Source organism: Bacillus sp. CGMCC 1.60114, from assembly GCF_042676365.1.
Taxonomy (GTDB): Bacteria; Bacillota; Bacilli; order Bacillales; family Bacillaceae_G; genus Bacillus_A; species Bacillus_A rhizoplanae_A.
Map to the genome: position 1 here is coordinate 1 of NZ_JBHTHG010000014.1, position 26,452 is coordinate 26,452.

Consider the following 26,452-nt stretch of genomic DNA (forward strand, 5'->3'; position numbering starts at 1 on the left):
CAAAACCTCCAAAATAAAAAGAGCCTATGTAGTCTATCGTACTACATAGGCTCTGAAAGTTCCCGAAGAAGTTGATTAACTCGAAGAGTTTGTCAACAGCCCCAATAAGCACTGCTTTTTTTTATTGCAATACATGTTTCGTTAAAAATGGAAAAATATGACGTAATTTGTCTATCGAAAAATCTTTGCTTATAAAAATAGATTGTCTACAATGAAATTAAGTTTCTGAATATTTATAAAATTTAGTAATTAATACATTCATGGGAGGGGATTTTCTATTATTCGTATTGAAAAGAAAGGGGACGATATGAAGTGAAACAAGAAACGTCTGCTCGTAAATTAAATAGTGAAATCAATTACACAGAAGTAGTACAATCTGCTGAATTTCAAAATTTGTTACAAACAAAGAAAAAATTTATTATACCGATGAGTATTTTCTTTTTCAGTTTTTTTATTGCCTTGCCTATTTTAACATCGTATTCAAAAGTGCTCAATACATCAGCATTTGGTGATATTACATGGGCATGGGTGTTTGCATTTGCGCAGTTCGTTATGACGTGGGCCCTGTGTATGATCTATAGTAAAAAAGCAGAATCATTTGATCGGTTATCGAATCAAATTCTTGAAAACATAGATAAAGAGAGGGGATAAATATTGAATACAACAGCTTTTACATTGTTTTTAATAATTGTTCTTGGAACGCTCGTCATTACGTACTACGCATCGAAAAAAACAAAAAATGCAAGCGATTTTTATACAGCAGGCGGTGGATTAACAGGGTGGCAAAATGGTTTGGCGATTGCGGGTGATTATATGTCCGCTGCTTCTTTTCTTGGAATTGCCGGAGCAATAGCATTAACAGGTTTTGATGGATTCTTTTATAGTATTGGTTTTCTTGTTGCCTATTTAGTTGTATTATATCTTGTTGCAGAGCCGCTTCGAAATCTTGGGAAATTTACGTTAGCAGATATGATTGCAGCACGTTTTGATGCAAGAAAAGTACGCGGGGTAGCGGCGCTTAATACGATGACAATTTCGATTTTTTATATGATTGCACAGTTAGTTGGGGCAGGAGCACTTATTAAATTATTATTAGGAATTGAATATACAACGGCTGTATTGATTGTTGGGACATTGATGACTGTATATGTTATTTTTGGCGGAATGACAGCAACGAGCTGGGTTCAAATCGTTAAAGCAGTATTATTAATGGTAGGTACATTTATTATTTCTGTTATCGTGTTTGCCAAGTTTAATTTTAGTATTACAGAAATGTTTTCGCAAATGAAGACAGCAACACCGCTGAAAGAAGCATTTTTAAATCCTGGTGTAAAGTATAAAGTTGGTTTAGATACTATTTCTTTAAATTTAGGGCTTGTTCTTGGTACAGCGGGATTGCCTCATATTCTTGTTCGTTTCTTTACGGTTCGTGATGCCAAAACAGCTCGTCAATCTGTTGTATATGCAACGTGGTTAATCGGAGCCTTTTACATTATGACAATTTTCTTAGGGTTTGGAGCAGCGGCATTTGTTGGGAATAGCGCGATTGTAAAAGCGAATGCTGCTGGTAATATGGCAGCTCCAATGTTAGCAAAAGCGTTAGGTGGAAATCTTTTGTTTGCTTTCGTTTCGGCAGTAGCATTTGCGACAATTTTAGCTGTAGTAGCCGGGCTCGTTTTAACAGCGGCATCGGCGTTTGCTCATGATTTTTATAATGAAATTTTACGCCGCGGAAAAGCAACGGAAAAAGAGCAAGTAAAAATGGCACGCTATGCTTCAGTTGGAGTTGCAGTATTTTCTATTATTTTAGCGTTATTTGCACAAACATTAAATGTAGCGTTCCTTGTATCGCTTGCGTTTGCTGTTGCGGCGAGTGCGAACTTACCAGTTATTTTATTTACGATATATTGGAAGCGTTTTAATACGACCGGTGCAATTTGCGGTATGCTTGTTGGTTTAACTTCTGCTATTGTTCTTGTTGCTATGAGTCCGAATGTATGGAATCCTGTGGCTGGAAAAGCAATTTTTGTTGGGGAGCCGTTATTTCCATATACAACACCAGGCATAATCTCCATTCCACTTGGATTTTTAGCTGCTTATTTAGGGACGATTTTATCTAGTAAGAAAGAAGATGCCGCAAAATTTGATGAAATATTAGTAAAGTCGAATACAGGACATGGCATTAGTGACGTATCAGCGCATTAAGAAACAGAGTGCTTTCTGGCCAAAGGAAAGCACTCTGTTTTTTATTTTACTAATTTTCTCTTTTAAATTTTTAAATTATCTGGTAGGATTTACCTCATTTTTGTGGAATGAAAGTTTAGGAAGAGAAAAATTTAAATCATCATGAGACACCGAACAGCTTTAGATATAAAAAGTTGTAAAGAAAGGTGGAATGTATGGTGAAAACGAAGCAATCTGGAGAATTATTAGCAAAAGATGAAAAATACGTATGGCATGGAATGCGTCCGTATAGTCCGAATAGTACAATGATTGGAATGAAGGCAGAGGGCTGTTGGGTAGAAGATAGTGAAGGAAACCGCTATTTAGACGGAATGAGTGGTCTTTGGTGTGTGAATAGTGGTTATGGAAGGAAAGAACTAGCTGATGCTGCGCATGAACAGCTACAAAAACTTTCTTATTTTCCGATGTCGCAATCACATGAACCAGCAATTCAATTAGCAGAAAAATTAAATGAGTGGCTTGGCGGGGAATATGTTATTTTTTTCTCTAACAGTGGATCAGAGGCAAATGAGACGGCATTTAAAATTGCTCGCCAATATTATGCATATAAAGGAGAACCACATCGTTTTAAAATTATGGCACGTTACCGCGGTTATCATGGAAATACGATGGCTGCGATGGCAGCAACAGGACAAGCGCAGCGGAAATATCAATATGAACCGTTAGCTGCAGGTTTCTTACATGTTACACCGCCAGACTGTTATCGTATGCCTGGAATTGATGTAGAGGATATATATGATGTGGAATGTGTAAAAGAAGTTGATCGCGTGATGACGTGGGAATTGAGTGAAACGATAGCGGCGTTTATTATGGAACCAATTATTACAGGCGGAGGTATTTTAATGCCGCCGCAAAACTATATGAAAGCTGTCCATGAAACGTGCAAAAAGCATGGAGCACTTCTTATTAGTGATGAGGTCATTTGTGGTTTTGGGCGTACAGGAAAACCATTTGGGTTTATGCATTATGATGTAAAGCCAGATATTATTACGACGGCAAAGGGAATTACAAGTGGATATTTACCATTGTCCGTAACGGCAGTGAAAAAAGAAATTTATGAGGCGTTTCAAGGAGCAGGAGAATATGAGTTTTTCAGGCATATTAATACATTTGGCGGAAATCCAGCCGCTTGTGCATTAGCGCTTAAAAATTTAGAAATTATAGAGAACGAAGGCTTGATTAATCGTTCTGCTCAGATGGGATCTCTTCTATTGAAGCAATTAAAAGAGGCAATTGGTGATCATCCATATGTAGGAGATATTCGCGGAAAGGGATTACTCGCTGGAATTGAACTTGTAAACGATAGAGCGACAAAAGAACCAATTGATGGGGACAAAATTGCAAGTGTTGTGAATGCTTGTAAAGAAAAAGGATTACTTATCGGACGCAACGGTATGACGACAGCCGGTTATAATAACATTTTAACGTTAGCGCCGCCGCTTGTAATTTCTAGTGAAGAAATTACATTTGTTGTAGAAACAGTGAAAGCAGCGATGGAACGTATTCGATGAAAACGAGAAAGCGAGCCAGAACAATAAGGCTCGCTTTTCGGTTTGTTGTTTATTGAAAAGAGTACATACATGTATAATATACTTGCTACTTTATAGAGAGCGAGAATAAAGTGAAACTGTTATTAACGGGGGAAAGGGACAATATAAAAAGTGTGATTAGGTTAATGAATTTGAAATGAACGGAGAAAGAAATATGTTATTAAATCAACGTTTTACAATCGGCGAAATGGCGAAAATGCATAATATTCCTGAATCGACATTGCGGTATTATGATGAAAAAGGTATCTTTCATCCAGCCATTGTTGATTCACAAACGAATTATCGGTATTACACGATTGATCAATTTTCAATGTTAGATACGATTAAATTTTTACGACAGTTAAATATACCGTTAAAAGAAATTAAACAATATATTGACGAAAGAACACCATCATTTGCAATGAATTTATTGGAAAAGCAAGAAGAGATGTTACTAAAAAAACAAAGGGAAATTGAATATACGTTAGCAAAAATAAAACATAAAATTCATTTAATGAAAGAAGCTATACAAACAGATGCTCACAATGTGTTTTTTACAGAATTACCAAAACGTAAAATTACGTCTTTACCTATTACTCCAAGCCCAAACATAACGGAGGATATGTTTGAGTATTATATTCATTCACTTCAAAAAAATATGAAACAAGTAGATAATAGTTTGTTTTCGGGTGATATAGGCGTTACTGTAGCAAAAGATGCATTATTACAACATGATTTTCAAGCGTACAATAGCGTATTTATTCTTCTTGATTACATGCCATTTCAAATTGCTACTTCTAATGTAATTGAAGAGGGAATATATGCGTGTGCATATCATCATGGACCATACGAAGAAACGGGTAAGACCTATAAGAGGTTGTTACAAGCTATTCAAAAAGATGATTATGAAATATGCGGTGATGCAATTGAATTAGCGTTAATTGATTGGTCTGTAACAAGTAATCCAATGGAGCAAGTGACAGAAATTCAAATCCCTGTGATGAAAAAAGATAAAGTGAAACTTTCATCAGTAGGTGGCTTACTGTCCGCGAATAGCGGAATAAAATAAGTAGAGCATTATGAATAACAAAATATATGTTTTACTTCTCTCTTGACCTTCAAGTAACTTGAAGGTTTAAAATGTGAACAGAGAGTCGTAAAGGAGAGTTTTGTTATGGAAGCAACTGAGCATCTAAGAGAAAAACCGATTAAAAGTTTATTTATTTCATATTTAATTCCGGCTGTACTTGGAATGGTATTGATGTCGGTGAATATTATGATTGATGCAGTTATGGTTAGCCGAGGTGTAGGTGCGAATGGTTTGGCAGGAGTGAATGTTGCCGTTCCCGCATTTTCCATCTTTTTCTCGATCTCATTATGGATTGGAATGGGCGGAGCAACAATGTATTCTATCGCTTTAGGAGAAAATAAAATAGAGCGAGCACGTTCTATTTTCACGCAATCTATGACGGTAGCCGTTGCTATTGTTAGTATGTTAATGATTGTTTGTTTATGGAAAATAGAAGATATAGCTTATTTATTTGGAGCAAATGATGTAATTTTACCGTATTCATTAGATTATCTACATGTATTATTCACATTTGGAATAATATATGTGTTAGAAAATATTTTGAGTACATTTATACGAAATGATGGAAATCCAAATTTAGCTATGACAGGTCTTATTGTCACAGCGGTGTTAAACATTGTACTTAATTACATTTTTATCTTCATTCTTGGCTGGGGTGTGACAGGATCAGCATCGGCTACTATTTTGTCTGCAGCAATTGGTTTTCTTGTACTACTGAGTCATTTCTTTAGAAAAAACAGTATTTTAAAATGGACGAAACTGAAATTAGAGTGGCAGACAATAAAAGAAATTCTCGTGATTGGCTTTCCTAGCTTTACAACAGAAATAACAGTAGCGATTGTAACGATAGGTTTTAATGTTACTTTTATCCAATACGCTGGTGAACAAGGCGTTGCATCATATGCTATGGTAAATAGTATTCATGCCATTACGTTACTTTTATTCTTTGGAGTTGGAGCGGCACTACAACCTATCGCGAGCTTCCATTATGGTGCAAACTTATCGGAAAGGTTGAAAAAAGGGTTACAGCTTGCGGTAAAAACAGCTGTTATACTCGGTGTTATTGCAACAATTATCGGTCTATTCTTTGGGAAACATCTTATCGGTTTATTTGACGTTCAATCTGACGAATTATTAAATATGACTGTAATAGGAATCAGTTTATTCTTCACGCAATACGTATTTTTAGGTTATAACATTGTATATGGAGAGTATTTTCAATCCGTAAGACAAACGACAAAATCTGCTTTTATTATATTGAGTCGCGGGTTGTTGCTTATCATACCTCTTCTGTGGATCATGCCGAAATTGTTTGGTGTAAATGGAATATGGCTTGTAATGCCTATGGCGGAACTATTAACAGCGTGTGCTGTATTTGCAATGAATCGTTTTTCACATCCAGTTTCTATACAAATGTTGGCAAAGAAACATATATAATGATGAAATCCCCTTAATGTGTTAAGGGGATTTTTTGTTGTAATTCATAAACAGAATTTCTACTTCAAAATTCTAAGCATCATTAATAGAAGTCTCATTTTAATTTCAGTACGCTTTGTGTAAACAACTTGTATTTATATTATTCTATATCGCTATTTAGAGTGCGAATATTACTTTTAAAGGATAAAATAGATTGATTTGGAAAAAAGAACTACACAAGTAATCTAAAGAATATTATGATGAACAAAATAGAGGGATGGGAGTATTTATAGAAATGCTAAAAAGAAAAAAGTGGATAACGTCTGGCATGATTCTTTTGATGATTGTAGTTGGCTATATGAGTACTTTACAATATATTATTTACAAGCATGGACATATGGAAGCGCCGAACGATGCAGATTATATGATTGTACTTGGTGCTAGTGTGAAAGGAAACGAACCTTCTTATACTCTACAATATCGTATTGATAAAGCCACGGAATACTTAAAAACACATCCACAAACAACTGTAATTGTGTCTGGTGGTAAAGGACAAGGGGAGAAAATCTCCGAAGCTTTAGCTATGAAACAAGGATTGATGGAACAGGGAATTCAAGAAGAACGAATTACAATGGAAGATCGTTCTACAAATACAGATGAAAACATAAAATTCTCAAAATCTCTTATTCCAACCAATAAGAAAAGAGGAATTATCGTAACGAGTGATTTTCATATGTATCGTGCAAAAAAGATTGCTGAAAAACAAGGATTGCAGTTAGAGGGATTGTCTGCAAGAACACCAAAACCTATTATTATTCAATCTAATGTTCGAGAATATTTGGCAATTACAAAGTATTGGCTCATGAATCAAATATAACAAGAAATCTTACAAAACTGTAATTAAGCTGAAAGGTAAAACGATAGTTTCTAAAGTTTTGGAATGGCATAATAAAGGTAACAAAAACAACAAAACTTTAGAGGTGAATCGTATGAAAAGCAATAATATTTTATCTTCATTATGTTATTTTAGTATTTTCTTTGCACCGTTCTTACTTCCAATTATCGTCTACTTTATTACAGAAGATGACGTAAAATATCATGCGAAAAAAGCACTATGGACACATGTTATTCCATACGTCATTTTATTCGGTGGTTTTATCCTTTCGGGTGCGTTTGGTATTGGTATGGGAAAAGCTGAAAGTATTGGCGTTGGTGTAATTGTAACGTATGTCATCTTCGCGATTGTAGGAATCTATTATTTCGTTTGGAATATTGTGAAAGGCGTAAAGGTGTTGAAAGCAGCTTAATATATATAAAGGGATCAATCAAATGGAATTGATCCTTTTTTTATGTATCATTTTGTCATAAACATATCGTTTGTCTAAATGTGAAAAATATGTTAATTATTGAGTATTCAGATTACAGGAGGCGGAATGTTATGAATGAAATTATACATAAAATGGAACAACATGTATCGGTCCGTAAATATAAGAAAGAGCCGATACCAAAGAATATAATTGAAAGAATGATTGGAGCTGCTCAGCATGCGGCATCATCACATTTTGTGCAAGCATATTCAGTTGTATACGTAACAGATGAAACATTAAAGGAACAATTAGCAGAGCTATCTGGAAATCGTCACGTGAAAAGTTGCGCGGCATTTTTTGTCTGCTGTGCAGATTTAAAGAGATTAGAAATCGCATGTGAGAAGCATGGAACAGAAATTAAATCTGATACAACGGAAAATTTTATTGTTGCGACGGTAGATGCTTCCCTCTTTGCTCAAAATTTAGCACTTGCTGCTGAATCTCTCGGTTATGGTATTTGTTATATTGGTGGAATTCGTAATAATCCAGAGCAAGTAAGTGAATTATTACATTTGCCGGATAAAGTGTATCCAGTCTTTGGAATGACAATCGGTGTACCAGATGAAAATCATGGGGTGAAACCTCGATTACCAGTTGGAGCTATTTTACATGAAAATATATATGATGAGAACAAATATAATGAATTATTAGATGAATATGATCATACGACAAACCAGTATTATAAGGATAGATTGACAAATCAAAAGGATGTAACGTGGACTGGTTCAATGAGTGCATTCATGTCGCAGAAGAAGCGATTGCATATGAAAGAATTTTTGGTTAAAAAGGGATTTAATAAAAAATAAAGTGAAACTTCCATCAGTGGGTGTTTCCTTATCTCCCACTGATGGAAAGCTCTCACCAGTCGGGCTTTTACAGGCAGTTATCCCCACGTATCTTCTTCGTTTTTTCTCTGCATCTTGAGATGGGGGTCTTACTGCCCGTTAATGCGGGATAATGTAGAAAAATCGGCTATTACATATGCCGGTTCCTTTGATCTATTTTGTAATCTTTCTACTGTTTACATGCTTCTACATCAATCCCAGCAGCTTTGTAAAAGGTGATGTTGTTTTTAGTATTGTCATCTTATTTGTCAATATTGTTTTTGGATTAATTGTTGGGATGATGCAGCAAGGAATGGGATTTCAAGATGCTGCCTATCATTATACGAAATTAACGATTGGCGATGGAATTGTAAACCAAATTGGTTCGTTATTATTAGCTATTTCGACAGGGATTATCGTTACACGTGTATTTGACGGATCATCTGATACAGTAAACGAAGGTATTTATAAAGAGTTAATGGCGCATGACGTCGTAGTATATGCACTCGGTGGATTATTTATTGCCATGGGTATATTTTCACCACTTCCACTCATACCATTTCTAATTGTTGGTGGCGGAGTTATTTTCTTAGGATACACCAATAAGAAGCGCTTGAAGAAAGAAGAAGAAGAAGCGCTGCAAAAAGAATTAGAAATGATTCAAAGTGATGATGATCAAATTAAGAAAGTGGAAGATTCATTCGGTGTCTTTACTGATAAATATCCAATTATCGTTGAACTGGGACTTGACTTAGCGGCTCTTGTGAAACAAAAAATTAACGGAGAAACAGCTCGAGATAAAGTTGTATTAATGCGAAAATCGATTATTACAGATTTAGGAATTAACGTTCCTGGCATTAACTTTAAAGATAATACGAGTTTTAGGCCACGCGGACGATATGTGATTCGAATTAAAGGTGCAAAGGTAGCGGAAGGTGTCTTAAAATCAGGGTATTTATTAGCACTCAAAACACCAAACGTTATGGCAGATTTAGATGCTGAACCTGCTAAAGATCCAATCTTTGGCGAAGATGGCTACTGGATTTTAGAGCATGTAGTACAAGATGCACAAATGAAAGGGTATCAAGTGCTAGAACCGCTTAGTATTTTAATTACGCATTTAGATGTTATTATTCGTCGTAATGTACATGAGCTATTACAGCGTCAGCATGTGAAAGATTTAATTCGATCTTTAGAGCATGATCACAGCGTATTATTAGAAGAAATTAAGAAAAAGGAAATCGATTTATCTCTTATTCAAAATGTCGTGAAACAATTGTTAAAAGAAGGAATTTCGATTCGGGATTTACCGACAATTATGGAAGGCATTATTGATGGAAAAGAAATATATCAAAATCATGCGGATGGTGTCACTTCTTTCGTACGTGAATGTATTTCGAAGGTGATTTGCGAGCACGCAAAAAATTATGATGGGAAAATTTATGCAGCGCTATTCTCTGATTCAATTGAACTTGATGCTGACGTAGTAAATAATTCGTATCAAGGGTATCTATTAAACTGGGATTTAGAACAAGAAACACGTGTTATCGATCAAATTCAACACATTTTCAAACAGTCTCGTTTAACAGGAAGAGATCCAGTTTTATTAACGCGCCGTAAAGATTTTCGATTCGGTATTGTAAGGCTGCTTGATCGTTATCAAATAGAGGCAAAGGTACTGTGCATAAGTGAATTGGCACCTGAAGTAGTTGTAGATCAAATTGCATATATTGAGTAGGGCGGAGGTGAGAGAAGATGGAAAGCACAGCAAAGAAGGAAAGTATAAAGCGAATTCAAGCCTATTCAAAAAGCGAATTGTATCATAAACTTTTCGAAGAGCATGGAAATGATTATTATTATGTTGTAGATGAAACAGTGAAACGAAAGATTCCGTTCTTTTGGAAAAAGCAATATGAAATGATTGTGAAATTTCCGCAAAACAGTAAAGAAGAGCAAGAACTATTCGTAACAGAAATAATAGAAGAAAATTCAGAAGCAATGATTCGAGCAGAAAAGATACAATCAATTTTACATGACCTTGAAAATAAAACGCACAACATTCCATATACACCAAAGCCATTTGCTCAAAGCGAAGAGTGGATACAAAAAAAACAAAGATTACTTCAAGTATTCGATAAGGGACTTGTTGTAATGAGAACCGTGGAAAAACAAGACGCAAAATTAGAAAACGATGAACAACAGGCGGATATTTCTCTTATAAAGAAAAAATCAGAAGAGCAAGGAGCATCAGTACCATTTATTATTAAAAAGGTGCTTCGTACACTCGAGCAAAATGATGTAGAAGAACATTTTTTAGCAGTATATGAGAAAAAATTGCGAGTGAAGTTCGAACATACTTCTCTTATTACTGAAGAAGAAGTATTGCAGTTTATTCTTGAAGATATGAGTACACATTTCTATACAGAAAATGTGTTTGATAAGGAAGTTCAAACGATTGCCTTAATCGGACCGACAGGTGTTGGAAAGACTACGACACTTGCAAAAATTGCTTGGCAGTTATATGGACAAAATAAAACGGTTGGATTTATTACAACTGATCAATCTCGTGTTGGGACGGCTCAACAACTGCAAGAGCATGTGAAAATAATCGGAGGAGAAGTCCTTGCAGTGCGTGATGAAAATGGGATGTCTAGGGCACTTTCCTACTTTAAGCAAGAAGTACCAGTTGATTATATATTAATTGACACAGCCGGAAAGAATTATCGTACAACAGAATCTGTAAAAGGTACGATGGAAATGATGGAGAAAATTCAGCCTGATTATATTTGCCTAACATTATCTGCTTCAATGAAAAGTAAAGATATGGTTGAGATTATTACAAATTTCAAAGATATACATATTAATGGGTTTATATTTACAAAGTTTGATGAAACGGCAAGTATTGGTGAACTATTAAAAATCCCAGCTGTTTCAACTGCACCAATTGTATTTACAACAGATGGCCAAGATATTACGCAGCACTTGCATATTGCAACAGCTGAACATTTAGCAAAACAAATGTTGTACACATCATAATAGAGAGCGAGGGAAGAATAAGGTTTCCGCCTTATTCAGCAAAGTATGAATGGTCTATATATCGGCTCCATGGGGATGATGAACTATATGCAGCATATAAATGTGCATGCAAATAACATCGCTAATGCCCAAACAACAGGATTTAAAGCAGATCAAATGACGTCAAAAGTCTTTAATACACATGAAACATCCCGTCAACTAAATAGAAGAGAAACTGCAATTGGAACGGTTGACTATGCCGTTGTACCAAATGCCACGCACGTGAATTTGGCGCAAGGTACATTGCAAATTACAAATAGCAGTACTGACTTTTACTTAGAAGATGGAAATACAGGTGCAGCTTCTTTCTTTGCGGTATCGCAAAATAATCAAACATATATGACGAAAGATGGGCATTTTACTTTAAATGCAGATCGTTACTTACAAACAACAGCTGGTGCGTACGTACTTGATAGTAATAATGAGCGTATTCGTATCCCAGAAGGTGCGAAACTTTCTGTGAGAGCTGATGGTACTATTTATAATGAAACGACGCAACAAAATATCGCGCGTTTACAAACGAAATCAGTTGATGCAAACATGAAAGCACAGCTTGTAAAGCATGAAGACAAAACCTTTACAGTAGATGGAGTAAACATTGCTAATTTACCAAATGGAACAGCTGTTGTTCACAACTATATGTTAGAAAACTCAAATGTTGATATGACGAAAGAAATGACAGATCTTATGACGAACCAAAAGATGGTTCAAGCATCCCAGCGTGTGATGACAACATTTGATAAAGTGTACGATAAAGAATCGAATGAATTATTAAGATAAGGGAATGCCTGAAGAGGGCATTTCTTTTTTAATTTAAAATTCAGAATATTATTGACTCAATGAAAATCTTTTTTTATATTAGTAGGTATAACAATAACGACTAAAAGGGTGAGGGTATGACAGAAGCACTGTTTTTACATGATGCTTATCCCGCTATTCGTGGGCAGTAAGACCCTCACTTCAAGATTGAGAGAAAAGCGAAGAAGATAGGTGGGGGATAACTGCTCGTAGAAGCCTGATTAGTTAACCATCAGTGGGGATGAAGAAAACCCCCACTGATGGAAGTTTCACTTTATGAGAAAAGCTGTTGTATAGAAATGACCAAAGTGGATGGAGATAAAGTCATTTACTATTACTCTTCTTTTCTCAATACGTGAGTTGTTTTCTTATATAAGGGTAAAGGAGGAGTTATAGTGGAACGAGCAGCGATATTAGAGTCGCAAAATCCAACATTTATGCAAGGTGTGAAAGATTGCTTACCGACAGTTCTTGGTTATTTAAGTATTGGCGTTGCGTCAGGCGTTATTGAGAAAACAGCTGGATTTTCAATAACTGAAATTGCACTTATTTCATTACTGATTTATGCTGGCTCAGCACAGTTTATTATGGCTGGAATGTTTGTAGCAGGTGCGCCAGCTTCTACTATTATTTTTACCGTTTTCTTTGTAAACCTAAGACATTTTTTAATGAGTGCAGCATTAGCTCCATACTTAAAAAGAGTATCAATTTGGAAAAACATAGTGATTGGTTCACAACTTACCGATGAAACGTTTGGCGTTGCAGCCCAGCATGTAACAGGAAAACAATATGTAAGTGAAAAATGGATGCTTGGTTTAAATGTGACGGGTTATGTAAATTGGGTAGTAGCAAATATCATTGGAGGCGTTTTGGGAGAGTGGATACCAGATCCACATACATATGGGATGGACTATGCACTTCCAGCGATGTTTATTGGCTTGTTTGTTTTGCAGCTTGTGAGCAGCCGTCCAAAGCTATTTGTTCATCTATGCGTTGCCATTGCCTCAATTATGATTGCATTTATTGCTCATTTCTTCGTATCAAATAGTGTTGCTGTTATTGTTGCAACACTTGCAGCAGCAACAATCGGGACGGTGATTGAAAATGGAAGTAAGATGGGATGTATTACTTATTGTACTCGGATCTGCAATCGTCACATTTCTTCCGAGAGTAGTACCGCTGCTTGTATTAAGTAAAGTAGAAATTCCAGAATGGGGGCTGAGATGGCTAAATCATATTCCAATTGCAATATTAGCTGCATTGTTAGCACAAACATTATTTATGAACGAAACAGTGCAAGTGGATTATTTATTAGCTGCCATTCCGACGTTTCTTGTTGCGATTTTCACACGGAGCTTATTAGGTGCAGTACTAACGGGAATAATTGTAATAGTTTTGTTACGTTTATTGATGTCAGTTTAATATGAGGTAAGAAAACGATTGGTGGAACTTGATTAAAGAAAACCATCACTGATGAAAGTTTGATTTTTTGTAACAAGGATTATCCCATATTGTATCGAACCTTGTAATATAACGATTACAAAAGGGGTGGTGCCATGTTCATTTTAACAATTGGTGTTGTTATGTTTACAATGTTTTTATTTTTTATTATTGGGCTCACAACATATACAATGTTTGTTCAAAAAGTAACGCCTCAAATTTACTACACACCGTTTGAATCAATTACTGCACAATCACCTGTAGAGTTTCATGAGGAACAGGAAGATAGGGAAGAAAGTGCGAATTATGGTAAGGATAAAGGTAGATAAAAAGTAATTTTAGTTGAAGGGGAAAAGAAATGAAGAAGTCGAAGGTAGCTAATATTACTGCTATTATAACAATTTTTATCGTGCTAGGAATCTCTATTTTTTCACCTTACAATTATTTGAAACACGTTCATGCAGAAGGAATTTTGCAAGAACAAGGACTAAAAGACGAATTTAAAGATAAAAAGGTACAGAGTGTTACATATAAAGGTGATAATACTTATATTGTCAAAACAGATACGAAGGAATATGTTGTCATGCAAGAATATTACACACTTATGAATTATAAATGGAAGATATACGTGCTTGAGAAAACATGGGAATAAATATAACAGAGAAGTAGGAGCTACTTCTCTGTTATATTTTGAAGAAAAGAATGTATCATCTGGTACCCCTGGTCTGCAGCTTCCTCGTTGTATTTTGGAGAAAATGGATCAAGAAACCCGTGTTCTCCGTTAAACTGTTTTATAGTTAGAAGCGGCTGACTTTTATTTTGTAAACTATCAATTAAAGCAGAAACTGAAAAACTAGATTCATTTGTTGGGAATAATAATAACGTAGGACATGTCGGCACAATGTTTGTGTAATCACGAATACGTGAGCCGTAGCATCCGATAATAAAATCAATTCTACGATCTTCACTACATAACCAAGCAAGCGTTGCTCCGACGCTAAACCCAAGGATTCCCACATACGTATAGTTATTTCGTAGTTCAGCGAGTACATTTTCAATGTGTTGTTTTCCTTGTTGAAATCCAACATGCTTTATAAAATGCGAATACGCTGCTTCTTCTTCCTCGTAATGAAAAGGAAAGGATTGATGTAATAAATTTGGACAAATAACATCTATAGTCGAAGAGGAAAATGTATGAATGATATGCTCCATATGTTGATTGATTCCGTATATTTCATGCAGAAGTAGAAGAGCCGTTTTCTGTTTCATAATCTATGATTCTCCTTTTGTAGCACGATACTCTCTTTCAACAAGACAAATTCTTGTATGAAATTGTTCATACCACTGTTCTTTTCCTCTTTTTCTCGCAATCGTATGGGCAGTGTGCTCTTTCCACTGTTGGATTGCTTCAAGTGATTCCCAGTACGAAATGGTAATACCAAAGCCGGTTTCATTACGAACGCTTTCAACATCGATAAATCCGGGTTGCTGCTTTGCTAACCTTACCATTTCATCTGCAACGATTTCATAATCATCAGTTTCAGTTGAGAGCTGAGAAGTGAAAATAACTGCATAGTATGGAGCTTTATTCATTTTGTTTTCTCCTTGCTATAAATTTTTCTTTTTAGTTTAACATAAAAACTGAATAGTGTGTCATTTGATCTGTATGTTAATTTCATTTACCGTATTGGATTAAATATTAAAAAATCATGAAAAACCGAGGATAGTCTCGTTTTTTTGTTTTAAGTGTTTAAATAAGAAGTAAGGCATTTACGTAAGGAATTGACTTCCTATAAGAGTACAATGATTTTATGGGGGAATTTATCCCGCATTAACGGGCAGTTATTCCCCATTGATGGAAGTTTCACTTTATCTCTTCACTGTTCGTTAGTGAAGAAAATATAAGAAATCCCACTTCAAAATAAAATGAAGTGGGATTTCTTATATTTCCTCTAAGCTGTTAACTGGAACAGTAAGTTCACGATTTGGATTTGTTGCTTCGTATATGTGTGCTGTTTCATTTTTTTCGTCGACATGTTGAATTGTAACTGGCATACCTTGAAAAGTTACATTTGTTTGTTCGGTTGATTTTGAAATTTCTTTTGCTCTTTGAATATTCATTTTTAAACTCCTCTCTGTGTCCGATTGGTTAACCAGCAAGAGAGCTTCCACTGATGGAAGTTACGCTGTACTACTATTTTGGCTCATAGTAAGGAATAATATACCAATTGATAGAGGGTTTAAAGTTTTTGAACCATTTGTAATGTTTCTTCAGTGAAAGAAGAAAACATCGGAGCATGATATTCTTGAATAGCGTTATGTGCTTGCTTTGCTTCATATAGAGCTTGTTCTTTATCCTGCAGGTGCATATAGCATAAAGCACGAAAAGAGCCCGCTGTAGTCAGTAATGCTTTGTCTATTGGATGATGCGAATAATCAGGGATTGTTACTTGTTGAAGCGATTCTAACGCTTCATGATAACGCTCGAGACCATATAATGCTTTTCCTTTTTCAAGATAATAATAGCCATCTTTTTCGGGTCCTAGTATCTTTATAGATTGCTCCCCGTATGCTTCAATGTGCGTAAGTGCAATTTCATATTGTTTTGTTAGCATATTATAAAAATAAGCTTTTAATATATGAAGAAGAGTTGTTGAGATGGCGTTTTCTGTAAAAGTCGCGAATTGTTCTGCTTTCTTTAAATAGTGTAAGTAACCTTCTGTATCGTTAGCAAATGTGGCCTGATAGGACAAAATACGATAAAATTCATCTGTTTTATAGTACACTTGATTTTTTTTAGAAAAAGCAATTGCTTGTAAAATAATATTTTTGCAGCCGTCGTAATCTCCGATGGCTAATAAAATGATTGCCTCATCTAAAAAAAGTTCAATTTGCATAATTAAATCCATCTCTAAATGTTTTTCTCTATATTCATCGCGAATAGAAGTAATCAATTGTAAACACTCATTATATTTTTTGTTGAGAAACAATAATCTAAAGGAGATGAGCTTTGTTTCTGTACTTTCGCGATATAAAGCATATTTTTCGAAAATTTTCGTTGCTTTTTCAATATAGGCATGTACATGATAGTCTTTCATATGAAGTGCTACTTTGGCGTATTGTTTATATAAGCGTGCAACATCTAGTGTAGATGGTAGTACATCATGGACAATAGGATAAAGAGTTTCATACACATCTTTAAAACGCATATCTTGTATATATTGCTCCATTTCTTGCACAAGAGTAGCAAATTCATTCGCTTCTTCTTCTAATAAAAAGCTTGCATCACAGCCGAGTTTATCAGCAAGATAATGCAAAGTCTTCATGGAAGGAGTCGCCTTGCCATTTTCAATTTGACTGAGCATACTTTTCGTTAGTTCTGTACCAGCAAGTTCGGATTGGGTTAGTCGCTTTTCTTTACGTAAAGTACGGATTTTTTCTCCAAGAGTAGCCATTTTACGTCTCCTTTTATATAAAAGTTAAATTTAATTAAACTTATTGTTGTCAAATTCAGAAAATTAATTATATAATAAGTTTAACACAATTTAACTTTTAAAGGGAGAGTGATGATGTGGAAGGTATATTAGAAAATCAAAATGATCCCCGTTTAAAAATTGCGACGCGAAATATTATTTTGATGATGATTGGGAAATTATCATCAATGCTTGGAGCAAATATTTATACGTTTGCAATGGGGCTATATGTTTTAAAAACGACAGGATCTGGCATGGGATTCACAATTACACTTGTTTGCGGTTCTGTACCACGTATGATCTGCGGGCCAATCGCCGGAGCAGCAGCAGATCGAATGAACCGGAAGTGGCTCGCTGTTGGAGCAGATCTATTAAGCGCTCTTATTATGCTCACCATGTTTTTACTTTCAACTTCATTTGGACTTTCATTGATCTTCATCTATGTATCCGCAGCACTGTTATCCATATGTGCAAGTTTTTTCTCTATTGCTTTAACATCTTCTATTCCATCTTTAGTTGATACGACACGTATTCAAAAAGCCAATTCATTAAATCAAACAGCTACATCGCTTGCAACAATTTTAGGACCGATTATTGGTGGTCTTGTATACGGTTTGTTTTCTATGAAATTCTTTTTTTTACTGAATGGTATTACATTTGCTTTTGCAGCGATAATAGAAATCTTTATGATATTTGATTTATATAAAGTAGACAAAAAGGAAGATAATGATCATTTTTTAACGAGCATAAAAGAAGGTTTTGTATATGTGAAAGAGCAAAGTGACATATTTTCAATGGTCAAACTTTCACTTTGGATTAATTTCTTTTTTTGTGCAATTACCGTTTCGTTGCCATATATTATCGTTCAAAAATTATCACTTTCCTCTCAGCAATTTGGCGTAATTGAAGGAATGTTTGCGGTTGGGATGCTAATTGCTTCTATTATTTTATCCGTCCGAGCAGAGGCAACAAATAAGTTCCAAACCATTCGCAGGAACCTTTTCATGCTATCGGGCTTATTGCTTTGCATTGTATTACCGATATTTCTTCCGTTAACTAAAACAATGATTTTTATATATTACATTACACTTATGATCCTTTTTGGGGTGAATATCATTACGATTAACGTTCCATTGCAAGTATTCGTTCAAAAAACAACAGCACCAGAATATTTAGGACGCGTATTTGGATTAATTGAAACAATTGCAACAGCAATTGTCCCTCTTGGAACGCTCTTGTATGGTGTACTTTTAGACTATATACCAGCATCTAATGTTATGTTGATATCCGCGTTTGGATTGTTTGTTGTTGTTTTCTTTGGAACAAAACAATGGAAGAATGTGAAGGATGTGCAAAAACAAGAGGGGGTATCTATACCTTAAAGAATAAGTAGTCATTGTTACAAAAAGATGAACTTCCTGCATTTGGATAAAAAAAGGAGTATACTAATATTATAATCCAATTACAAGGAAGTGTCATGATGAGTACTGTTGGTGTTGTATATGGAGTTATTCTTTCTTCTCTTTTTGTTTCTTTCACAGTAGGGGTAGCGCGTTACATTCATAAGTGGAAAGAAGGGATTGTAAAGCTAAATCATATTGAAGAAGAAGCAAGTGATTTCATGTTACATCACGGGAAATAAAGTGAAACTTTCATCAGTGGACGCATTTTCCCACTGATGGAAAGCTCTCACCAATAGGGCTTTTACGGACAGTTATCATCCAACAAGTTTCTTCGTTTTTCTTTGAATCTTGAGGTGGTGGTCTTATTGTCCGTTCCTGCGGGATAAAACATTATCTTTATAATATTTACTATTAATGAGATGTTTTTTAGAATAATTTAAAATTCATAATTTTATTATGTAAACAAGTAGTGTGGTGCGGAGCATGTTAGAGATACAAACATTACACTTTTTTTATTATGTAATGTATTTTATTGCTATATCACCAAATTTGTATGAATTTGGATAATCCCTTCCGTCATAGTTGTATTAGTTATTATATAATAATGAAAAATGCAAAGGGGATAGGTGAATGACTAATATTTACTTTGTACGTCACGCACATTCTACATATACACCAGATGAGAGAGAAAGGCCGCTATCTGAGCAAGGTTGGCAAGCAGCCGAGAGGGTAACAGCAGTATTACAAAATGAATCTATAGATGTTGTGATTGCTAGTCCATATAAGAGGGCTATTCAAACGATAGAAGGGATTGCCAAACATTTTCAATTATCGATTGAGTTAGAGGAAGATTTAAAAGAGCGTTTATTAAGTTCACAGCCTATCGAAGATTTCGAGCAATCTATTACGAAAGTATGGAAGGATCCTACTTTTCATCTGGAAGATGGAGAATCTAACAATATTGCTCAGCAACGCGGTGTTGCTTGCATGATGAAAATTTTGCAGAAATATGAAGGGAAAAATATTGTCATAGGAACACATGGGAACATTATGGTCCTTATTATGAATTATTTCGATTCTCAATATGATTTTTCATTTTGGAAGGGGCTTCATATGCCTGATATATATAAGCTTACATTTACAGAAGGACAGTTTGTTCAAGCATATCGATTTTGGAAAGAAGATATTGTAAAGAATGTGTGAAGATTGAAGAAAAAAGCAGGAGGTCATATAGCAGCTATAGAAATAAATGGCTGAAATGCAAAGTTTTTTAATAAAAGGGGGCTGTTCATATGTTCGAGAAGAATAATAGATTTTCACTCATGCCAGGAGAAGTTGTAGAAGTTCAGAATGTGTATGAGATTTTACCACCTGACGGAACCATTATTGGTATGGCAACACCTGAAGAAATGGAAATCGCTGCAGAACTAGAACTAAAGCATTACGCTTTTTCACGTTTAATGGAAGCTAATATTCAATTAGACGGAGCCTCCTATAAAGATATATTAGAAGAATTTGAAGATTACGAGAGAAAGTCCATGGCTTTCTGGCGGGCACTGCATGAGCGTTTATCTGTGCCGTGGGCATGGGGGTTACGCGTTGATGTCGCAAACGGCCCCATTTATGTAAGCAGTGGAAACTTGTTTTATGATGTAGAAGAGTTAGAAGAAGACTTTGAATAATAAGAAGAAGAGGAAAGCAATATAAACATTGCTTTCCTCTTCTTCTATAACTTATATGTATCCTTAATCTTATGTTACTGCTTTTATTAAGTTTGAAAAAATTTCTGACATACTAGTAATATTCCCCATACTCCTATACCAAATAGAATAGAAGTGCTAAGTGAAAAGGAGTTGCGAAGACCTAAATATACAATAAATAATAGTAAGGCTGATGCTGGAAAACCATATAACACTCCTAGTGCAAAACCACTTAATTCTTCTCGAGATCCCCCTTCGACAGAAATCCAAACTAGACTGAGCAAACTGATTAATGGAAGTGCCGCAATGAAGCCACCAAGTGTACTATAGTGTTTGGCAACTTCTGTAACTCCTCCAATAATCAGTGCAGAGACGATAACTTTAATGAGAAAAGACATCATGTGCCTCCTTTGCCAATAATTCAAATGCGGATTGAATTAGCTGTTTTTCTTCTTTAGATAACTTCTCTTCTATTTTTTTTAGTTTCGTTTCATCGAGCAGCGTGTGTGTGGCTAATGCTTTTTTTCCTTTTTCCGTTACTGTAACAAATACCACTCGTTCATCTTTCTTACTGCGTTCTTTTACTACAAATTCTTTTTGAATTAACCGTTTGACATGTTCAGAAGCTGTGTTATGAGAGAGATTTAGTTTTGTAGCAATATTACTAATGGTTTGTGCTTCTGTTCGAGAAATCATTTGTAAAATACGGATGGTTTGATGTGATAAATTTTCTTCATATTCATGACGGAGGTAAAAATAAATTGTTTCCCAATGTTTATTTAACGTTAGCATATGAATACAACTCCTTTTTTTATATCGTATAATACGATACAATCGTTTGTAAAGATATAAAAGTTTTTATCTCTCTATTTGCGGGCAGGAAGCCCTCCATCTCAAGATTGTGAGGAATGAAGAAAATCCTCACTGCTGGAATTTTCACTTTATTTATTAAATTTTTCTGTGAAAAAGTATCTTTTTTTTAGTAGATAATATAAGCTTATCTTAAAATCACAATGAAACGAGGGATGAGGATGGAAGCCGTACATACGTTTAAATGGACTGGTGATGAAAAAGCGTATTTAAATGAGATTCATGTAGAAAAGCTAGGTCCTCTTTCTATCGGATTATATGGTGGAAATACAGAAGCTGGTGCAAGCACAAATGAAGATGCTGTGCTTGCTTGGTGTGATCCACAAAGAACATGGGAATTTGTTATGATTTTTGATGCACAAAGTACTATCGAAAGAGCAAAGCTTATTATAGATATAATTTGTAAAAGAAAAGAGAAGTTATTGCAGCTTTTTACTTATCCATCTCATTTAGTTTTTCATCATACACATATGTATTTATTATCGCTTTTTACAGATGAAAAACTTATTGAAGAAAGCGAGCGAATACAAGGACAAATATCATGCCTTATTTGTCTTCGAAAAGGAAAGTTTGTGTATTGGTTGTCGGTAGGGGAATGTTTTGTCTACTTATTTCATCCAAGACTATTACAATGTGACCAGGGGCGTTTGAATAAACGTCAATGTTATGAGAGGATTGGCAGAAAGAATATTTTTTCAGCGGGAACACCTTGTTTTACGTCGGGGGTTCGGGAATTACAAGAAGGAATCAATCATATTGTAATGGCGACAGACGGGATAATGGAATATGGTGAACGGATATTTGAAGACGATCATTTATTATATCAATCGCTATATGTGAAAGATTCCCTTCATGTTGGACATGTACTTGACCAGATAGATTATTGTAAAAAAACAGAAAGTGCCACAATTATAGGTTGGTCTATTGATATAGGTGATATAGATTGTACGTGTGAGAATAATTGAAGTGTAATTTGTATTTCAATATGAAATTATTTCTTTAAGAGGATATGAATTTTTAATTTCAGCCCCGCATTGCTAAATAGTAGAATGAGGGGCTATGTTGATAAAGGAAGTGAATCTTATTTACAATGATTAGCGTTCGGTTTTATAGTTTAATGTGGTATACCTTTAGCCATTCATTTACTTGAAGTGTATATTCCATCATACTTCTAGCTTGAAGCTCATCAATATGAAAATTTGTTCCTTCCGCAATGGTCCGTAATTTCATTTTATCAACGAGATTGAAGACAGGTGCATTATGGTCAGATAAGATTTCAAGTGTTAAGTTACGAATCAGTTGTAAATAATTTGGATCTTGCGAAGTTGGATAAGCGCTCTTTCTTCTATTTCGTACATCATCAGGTAAAATGCCTTTGAATGCTCTTCGTAAAATTCCTTTTTCAATGTTATCGATGCTTTTTATATGGAATGGTACGTTCCATAAATATTCGACAAGTCTGTAGTCACAAAATGGTACGCGTACTTCAAAGCCAACATTCATGCTCATGCGATCTTTACGATCAAGCAGAAATGGTAGGAAACGCGTTAAGAATAAATAAAACATTTGCCGTTGTTTTGCGGATTTGTGGTCTTCGCCAGGCAGAATTGGTACTTCTGCAATAGCTTCTTGGAATCGCTGTTGTATATAAGAATCTGAGTTTAATTGTTGTTTTACGTCTTCTAATAGTAAGCCAGATGTGTTTTTCAAATTATAGAGCCAAGGAAACGTATTGATAGATAGGAATTCTTCTTGATGAAACCAAGGATATCCGCCAAATACTTCATCTGCTGATTCTCCAGATAATGCAACAGTAGCATCTTTTTTCATTTCTCTAAATAGTAAATAAAGTGAAGTTTCCATTTCGCCGGCTCCTGGTAAATCACGTGCGCGCATGGGTACAAATAAGTGATCTACCAATTTATTTGCATCTACAATAATGTCATGATGATTTGTGCCGACATGTTCTGATACTCGTTTTACCCATGGGGTATCTAATCCTGTACGAGAAAACGTAAGTTCAAAATCTTGCGCACTGTTTACAAAATCAATGGAATATGTGTTCAAAATTTTGTTATCTTTTTGAAATTCTTTGCCGGCTAATGCTGTAATGCCACTTGAATCTAACCCGCCCGATAACATACACACGAGAGGAACATCGGCAATTAACTGTCTTTTTACTGTATCTTGTAGAATGCTACGAATTTGTGTAGCTGTTGTATCTGCATCATCAGTGTGTATTTTACTTTCGAGTGTCCAATATCTTTTTACTTCTGTTTTGTTACGCGTACATGTTATATAATGACCTGCACGCACTTCTTTTATATGTTTAAATACTCCGCATCCAGGTGTGCGAAATAAGTTTAATCCAAATATTTCATTTAAACCATCTATATCTATTTCTGCTTGAACAGCAGGGTGAGAGAGCAGAACTTTTAGTTCCGATCCGAAAATAATACTGCTGCCTTGTTGAACATAAAATAGTGGTTTCACTCCTAAATGATCACGGGCCATAAATAATTGTTGTTTTTGTTCATTCCAAATTGCAAATGCAAAAATGCCATTTAGATGTTGAACACATTCTTCTTGCCATTGTAAATATGCATGTAACAATACTTCTGTATCGGAACGAGTGTGGAATGTATGACCGTGTTGTTTTAGGATTTCTCGAAGCTCACGAAAGTTATAAATTTCTCCATTATACGTAATTGCGTACGTATAGTCTCCAGCTTGATATGTTTTAGGCTGAGAACCGCCTTGCGGATCAATTACAATTAATCTTCGATGAGCGAAGGCAGCACGCGTAGAAAACCAATAACCTTCTGCATCAGGACCTCGATGTTCAATACTATTTGCCATTTTTTCAAGAATCGGACGTTGATTTGAAACATCCTCGAACCAATCTACCCAACCTGCAATACCACACATTGTTTTCATCCTCTCCTATACAAGAAATTGATAGATAGTTTTAAAGTGCAGAATGTTGTTTATAAAGTTATATAAATAATAACTTTATAAATAGTATACTAGATTAATTAAAAGGCAAACTTGAGAAAGTTTGTATTGCAAATCTTATCCCGTAAAAGCCCGATTGGTGAGAGCTTTCCATCAGTGTGGGGGATGAAGAAAACCCCCACTGATGGAAGTTTCACTTTATCAAGAAGGAAACTCCCTGGCAAATGAATTGGTTAATGAAATGATTAGACAACATTCTGAATATAAGAAGTAGGCCGCACAAAAAAGATCTCAAAAATTGTCATGAGATCTTTTTTTGTGCATATATATGTATAATGTGGCCACAAAGCGGGAGTATAATCTCACTTCCTAAAAATCTATTTTAAAGCATGTAAAGGTTATTATAGGGAAATTGCCGAAAGGAGTTTTGAAAAAAGAATGAGTTATGGTCTCCGTTATGCTGTAGAAAAAAGGAAAAAACAATTGATTGAGAAGCTAATTGATGTAGGTGTATATAAAGTATTAAATAAACAGTTGTATGAATTATCACTAGATGAATTAGAAAAAGAATATAATGATATCTTAAAATATGAAAATGTGCGCGCGTAAGTTATTACTTCGAGGTTTAGAGGAATTTAGGAGTATGGTTAACCATCAGTAGGAGGTGAAGAAACCCCCCCCCGCTGCTGGATGTTTCACTTTATAAAAATCCCCTTTCACAGTACTTACTGAGAAAGGGGATTTTGTTTAAGATGCAGTCGTAAATGAAGGGATAGGGTCATGAAACGTATCCCAGTTTTCATACATTTCTTGTTCAGTTAATAAGCAGTGGTCCAAAGATTGTTCTATTTCTTCTCTGTTCATATCAATACCGATAAAGACTAATTCTGTAATTCGGTCTCCGTATACGTCATCCCAACGGTTTAAAATGTCTGGGTCTTCTGCAATAATTTGTTGCTGTTCTTCTTTTGAAGTAGATGCAACCCACTCACCGGCTCCTTGAATCGTAATAGATGAACCAGCTTGAGAGAGAAGTCCAATGATATTGTTGCGAGAAGCAAGCCAGAAGAAGCCTTTCGCTCTCACGACGTCAAGTGGCCAGTTTTCAAGCCATTTCATCAATCTTTCAGGTTGGAACGGACGCTTACGACGGTATACAAATGATGAAATGTTATACTCGTCTGTCTCAGGTGTGTGTTCGCTATTTAATTCTTTAATCCATCCAGCTGCTTGACTTGCTTTTTCATAGTCAAATAGATTTGTATTTAAAATAGTTTGTAATGGTACTTGTGAATAAGTTGCTTCAATAATATGAGCTTCTGGATTTAACTGTTGTAATAGTTTGTGAAGTTCTGTAATATCATCCTGCTCTAGCATATCTGTTTTGTTTAAAATAATTACATTTGCAAATTCAATTTGATCGATAAGTAAATCAATCACTTCGCGTGTATCTGTCTCATCGAGTGCTTCTTGGCGATCTAATAAACTCTCACCGAAAGCATAATCATCCCAGAAGCGATTCGCATCTACTACAGTAACCATCGCATCTAACTGACATATATTTGATAAATTGATTGCTAATTCTTCGTCCATATATGTAAATGTCTGTGCAACTGGGATAGGCTCACTAATACCTGAAGATTCGATGACAATATAATCAATATCCCCAGATTCAACGAGACGGTTCACTTCTATAATTAAATCTTCACGTAATGTACAGCAAATACATCCATTTTGAATTTCAACAAGTTTTTCCTCTGTTCTAGAAAATCCACCTTGTTTGACAAGTGCAGCATCAATGTTAATTTCGCTCATGTCATTAACAATGACAGCTACTTTCATTCCGTCGCGATTTGTAAGTATATGATTTAGTAATGTTGTTTTTCCAGACCCTAAATAACCGCTTAATACTGTAACAGGAATTTTTCTCATGCAAAGACTCTCCTTTTCAAATCGTAATCATTACGTTTTATTTCTTGTTATATCTTAAAGGATGAAAAAGAAAATTGCAACATTAAATCATAATGATTACGAATTGAGGATGAAATATAGTAAGTATGTTGCGAATGAAACATGTCATAGAAAAAGAGGACAAGCATATGTTTACAATAAGGTGGATTTTCTATCAAAAAGGATTTTATTCATTTGGAATTCGATCACGGAAGCTTACGAATAGTGTTTTTTTAAAATTTTTTGGAGTTTTGAAATGGCGATTTTATCTCGTATTAACGGACGGTAAGAACCACACCTCAAGATTCAGAGAAAAGC

The 26,452-nt window shown here is 35.1% G+C and carries 27 protein-coding genes and 2 pseudogenes; 21 read left to right on the forward strand and 8 right to left on the reverse strand.

Going from position 1 to position 26,452, the window contains the following annotated elements; all coding sequences use genetic code 11:
• Positions 1 to 312 precede the first annotated feature (312 nt).
• From ACFQZ1_RS07595 to ACFQZ1_RS07665, 15 genes and pseudogenes are all read left to right on the forward strand, one after another.
• A complete protein-coding gene (locus ACFQZ1_RS07595; protein WP_377881519.1) occupies positions 313 to 651 on the forward strand; it encodes a DUF485 domain-containing protein in 339 nt (112 codons plus the stop codon).
• A 3-nt stretch (positions 652 to 654) separates the two neighbouring features.
• Positions 655 to 2,205 (forward strand): solute symporter family protein, encoded by a 1,551-nt coding sequence (locus ACFQZ1_RS07600; protein WP_377881520.1) that lies wholly within the window; start codon positions 655 to 657, stop codon positions 2,203 to 2,205.
• 194 nt (positions 2,206 to 2,399) lie between these two features.
• Positions 2,400 to 3,755 (forward strand): aspartate aminotransferase family protein, encoded by a 1,356-nt coding sequence (locus ACFQZ1_RS07605; protein ID WP_377881522.1) that lies wholly within the window; start codon positions 2,400 to 2,402, stop codon positions 3,753 to 3,755.
• Positions 3,756 to 3,948: 193 nt separating this feature from the next.
• A complete protein-coding gene (locus tag ACFQZ1_RS07610) occupies positions 3,949 to 4,842 on the forward strand; it encodes a MerR family transcriptional regulator (RefSeq protein ID WP_377881524.1) in 894 nt (297 codons plus the stop codon).
• A 105-nt stretch (positions 4,843 to 4,947) separates the two neighbouring features.
• On the forward strand, positions 4,948 to 6,300 hold the full coding sequence (locus ACFQZ1_RS07615) for an MATE family efflux transporter (protein WP_377881525.1): 1,353 nt from the start codon (positions 4,948 to 4,950) through the stop codon (positions 6,298 to 6,300).
• Between the two features lie 274 nt (positions 6,301 to 6,574).
• Positions 6,575 to 7,156 carry a YdcF family protein gene (locus ACFQZ1_RS07620; protein ID WP_377881526.1) on the forward strand — a complete coding sequence of 194 codons (582 nt, stop codon included), beginning with the start codon at positions 6,575 to 6,577 and terminating at the stop codon, positions 7,154 to 7,156.
• A 112-nt stretch (positions 7,157 to 7,268) separates the two neighbouring features.
• Complete coding sequence (locus ACFQZ1_RS07625; RefSeq protein WP_377881527.1) at positions 7,269 to 7,586, forward strand: magnetosome magnetite crystal formation protein family; 318 nt, start codon at positions 7,269 to 7,271, stop codon at positions 7,584 to 7,586.
• A gap of 131 nt (positions 7,587 to 7,717) precedes the next feature.
• On the forward strand, positions 7,718 to 8,452 hold the full coding sequence (gene nfsA / locus ACFQZ1_RS07630; RefSeq protein WP_377881528.1) for an oxygen-insensitive NADPH nitroreductase: 735 nt from the start codon (positions 7,718 to 7,720) through the stop codon (positions 8,450 to 8,452).
• 244 nt (positions 8,453 to 8,696) lie between these two features.
• Positions 8,697 to 10,208: pseudogene (locus tag ACFQZ1_RS07635) on the forward strand (FHIPEP family type III secretion protein); the annotation flags it as partial.
• Positions 10,209 to 10,225: 17 nt separating this feature from the next.
• Complete coding sequence (flhF, locus tag ACFQZ1_RS07640; protein ID WP_377881529.1) at positions 10,226 to 11,506, forward strand: flagellar biosynthesis protein FlhF; 1,281 nt, start codon at positions 10,226 to 10,228, stop codon at positions 11,504 to 11,506.
• 45 nt (positions 11,507 to 11,551) lie between these two features.
• Positions 11,552 to 12,325, forward strand: a complete 774-nt coding sequence (locus tag ACFQZ1_RS07645) for a flagellar hook-basal body complex protein (RefSeq protein ID WP_377881530.1) — start codon at positions 11,552 to 11,554, stop codon at positions 12,323 to 12,325.
• A 455-nt stretch (positions 12,326 to 12,780) separates the two neighbouring features.
• A pseudogene (locus ACFQZ1_RS07650) lies at positions 12,781 to 13,446 on the forward strand (AzlC family ABC transporter permease); the annotation flags it as partial.
• Position 13,447: 1 nt separating this feature from the next.
• On the forward strand, positions 13,448 to 13,765 hold the full coding sequence (locus ACFQZ1_RS07655; protein ID WP_377881532.1) for an AzlD domain-containing protein: 318 nt from the start codon (positions 13,448 to 13,450) through the stop codon (positions 13,763 to 13,765).
• 134 nt (positions 13,766 to 13,899) lie between these two features.
• Positions 13,900 to 14,112 carry a DUF3951 domain-containing protein gene (locus tag ACFQZ1_RS07660; protein ID WP_377881533.1) on the forward strand — a complete coding sequence of 71 codons (213 nt, stop codon included), beginning with the start codon at positions 13,900 to 13,902 and terminating at the stop codon, positions 14,110 to 14,112.
• A gap of 29 nt (positions 14,113 to 14,141) precedes the next feature.
• Positions 14,142 to 14,435 carry a hypothetical protein gene (locus tag ACFQZ1_RS07665; protein WP_377881534.1) on the forward strand — a complete coding sequence of 98 codons (294 nt, stop codon included), beginning with the start codon at positions 14,142 to 14,144 and terminating at the stop codon, positions 14,433 to 14,435.
• A gap of 20 nt (positions 14,436 to 14,455) precedes the next feature.
• On the opposite strand, the gene ACFQZ1_RS07670 is transcribed toward ACFQZ1_RS07665, so the two are convergent.
• The 4 genes from ACFQZ1_RS07670 to ACFQZ1_RS07685 all read right to left on the reverse strand — a co-directional run bounded on the left by ACFQZ1_RS07670 (position 14,456) and on the right by ACFQZ1_RS07685 (position 17,238).
• Positions 14,456 to 15,052 (reverse strand): dienelactone hydrolase family protein, encoded by a 597-nt coding sequence (locus tag ACFQZ1_RS07670; RefSeq protein WP_377881535.1) that lies wholly within the window; start codon positions 15,050 to 15,052, stop codon positions 14,456 to 14,458.
• Between the two features lie 3 nt (positions 15,053 to 15,055).
• Positions 15,056 to 15,376: an antibiotic biosynthesis monooxygenase family protein gene (locus ACFQZ1_RS07675; protein ID WP_377881536.1), complete on the reverse strand. Its 321-nt coding sequence runs from the start codon at positions 15,374 to 15,376 to the stop codon at positions 15,056 to 15,058.
• Between the two features lie 348 nt (positions 15,377 to 15,724).
• Positions 15,725 to 15,904, reverse strand: a complete 180-nt coding sequence (locus tag ACFQZ1_RS07680; protein WP_098310369.1) for an H-type small acid-soluble spore protein — start codon at positions 15,902 to 15,904, stop codon at positions 15,725 to 15,727.
• A gap of 119 nt (positions 15,905 to 16,023) precedes the next feature.
• Positions 16,024 to 17,238 (reverse strand): helix-turn-helix domain-containing protein, encoded by a 1,215-nt coding sequence (locus ACFQZ1_RS07685; RefSeq protein ID WP_377881537.1) that lies wholly within the window; start codon positions 17,236 to 17,238, stop codon positions 16,024 to 16,026.
• A 182-nt stretch (positions 17,239 to 17,420) separates the two neighbouring features.
• On the opposite strand from ACFQZ1_RS07685, the gene ACFQZ1_RS07690 reads away from it, so the two are divergent.
• The 4 genes from ACFQZ1_RS07690 to ACFQZ1_RS07705 all read left to right on the forward strand — a co-directional run bounded on the left by ACFQZ1_RS07690 (position 17,421) and on the right by ACFQZ1_RS07705 (position 20,341).
• On the forward strand, positions 17,421 to 18,638 hold the full coding sequence (locus ACFQZ1_RS07690) for an MFS transporter (protein WP_377881675.1): 1,218 nt from the start codon (positions 17,421 to 17,423) through the stop codon (positions 18,636 to 18,638).
• Positions 18,639 to 18,736: 98 nt separating this feature from the next.
• Positions 18,737 to 18,898, forward strand: a complete 162-nt coding sequence (locus ACFQZ1_RS07695) for a peptidase (RefSeq protein ID WP_377881538.1) — start codon at positions 18,737 to 18,739, stop codon at positions 18,896 to 18,898.
• 391 nt (positions 18,899 to 19,289) lie between these two features.
• The gene (locus ACFQZ1_RS07700; protein WP_377881540.1) at positions 19,290 to 19,862 is read left to right on the forward strand and encodes a histidine phosphatase family protein; all 573 of its coding nucleotides are present in this window, start codon (positions 19,290 to 19,292) and stop codon (positions 19,860 to 19,862) included.
• An 89-nt stretch (positions 19,863 to 19,951) separates the two neighbouring features.
• The gene (locus ACFQZ1_RS07705) at positions 19,952 to 20,341 is read left to right on the forward strand and encodes a hypothetical protein (protein ID WP_377881541.1); all 390 of its coding nucleotides are present in this window, start codon (positions 19,952 to 19,954) and stop codon (positions 20,339 to 20,341) included.
• Positions 20,342 to 20,427: 86 nt separating this feature from the next.
• Here the strand turns inward: ACFQZ1_RS07705 and ACFQZ1_RS07710 are convergent, their stop codons facing one another.
• The gene (locus tag ACFQZ1_RS07710; RefSeq protein ID WP_377881542.1) at positions 20,428 to 20,757 is read right to left on the reverse strand and encodes a DUF3147 family protein; all 330 of its coding nucleotides are present in this window, start codon (positions 20,755 to 20,757) and stop codon (positions 20,428 to 20,430) included.
• The gene (locus ACFQZ1_RS07715) at positions 20,741 to 21,151 is read right to left on the reverse strand and encodes a MarR family winged helix-turn-helix transcriptional regulator (RefSeq protein WP_377881543.1); all 411 of its coding nucleotides are present in this window, start codon (positions 21,149 to 21,151) and stop codon (positions 20,741 to 20,743) included. The genes ACFQZ1_RS07710 and ACFQZ1_RS07715 overlap by 17 nt, the downstream gene beginning before the upstream one ends.
• 239 nt (positions 21,152 to 21,390) lie before the next feature.
• Between ACFQZ1_RS07715 and ACFQZ1_RS07720 the strand changes: the two genes are divergently transcribed.
• On the forward strand, positions 21,391 to 22,194 hold the full coding sequence (locus ACFQZ1_RS07720; RefSeq protein WP_377881544.1) for a PP2C family serine/threonine-protein phosphatase: 804 nt from the start codon (positions 21,391 to 21,393) through the stop codon (positions 22,192 to 22,194).
• Positions 22,195 to 22,336: 142 nt separating this feature from the next.
• Here ACFQZ1_RS07720 and asnB read toward each other — a convergent pair whose 3' ends face one another.
• On the reverse strand, positions 22,337 to 24,157 hold the full coding sequence (asnB, locus tag ACFQZ1_RS07725; protein ID WP_377881677.1) for an asparagine synthase (glutamine-hydrolyzing): 1,821 nt from the start codon (positions 24,155 to 24,157) through the stop codon (positions 22,337 to 22,339).
• 465 nt (positions 24,158 to 24,622) lie between these two features.
• On the opposite strand from asnB, the gene ACFQZ1_RS07730 reads away from it, so the two are divergent.
• A complete protein-coding gene (locus tag ACFQZ1_RS07730; RefSeq protein ID WP_377881545.1) occupies positions 24,623 to 24,793 on the forward strand; it encodes a Fur-regulated basic protein FbpA in 171 nt (56 codons plus the stop codon).
• A 138-nt stretch (positions 24,794 to 24,931) separates the two neighbouring features.
• Here ACFQZ1_RS07730 and ACFQZ1_RS07735 read toward each other — a convergent pair whose 3' ends face one another.
• Positions 24,932 to 26,116, reverse strand: a complete 1,185-nt coding sequence (locus ACFQZ1_RS07735) for a GTP-binding protein (RefSeq protein ID WP_377881546.1) — start codon at positions 26,114 to 26,116, stop codon at positions 24,932 to 24,934.
• Positions 26,117 to 26,452: the final 336 nt, after the last annotated feature.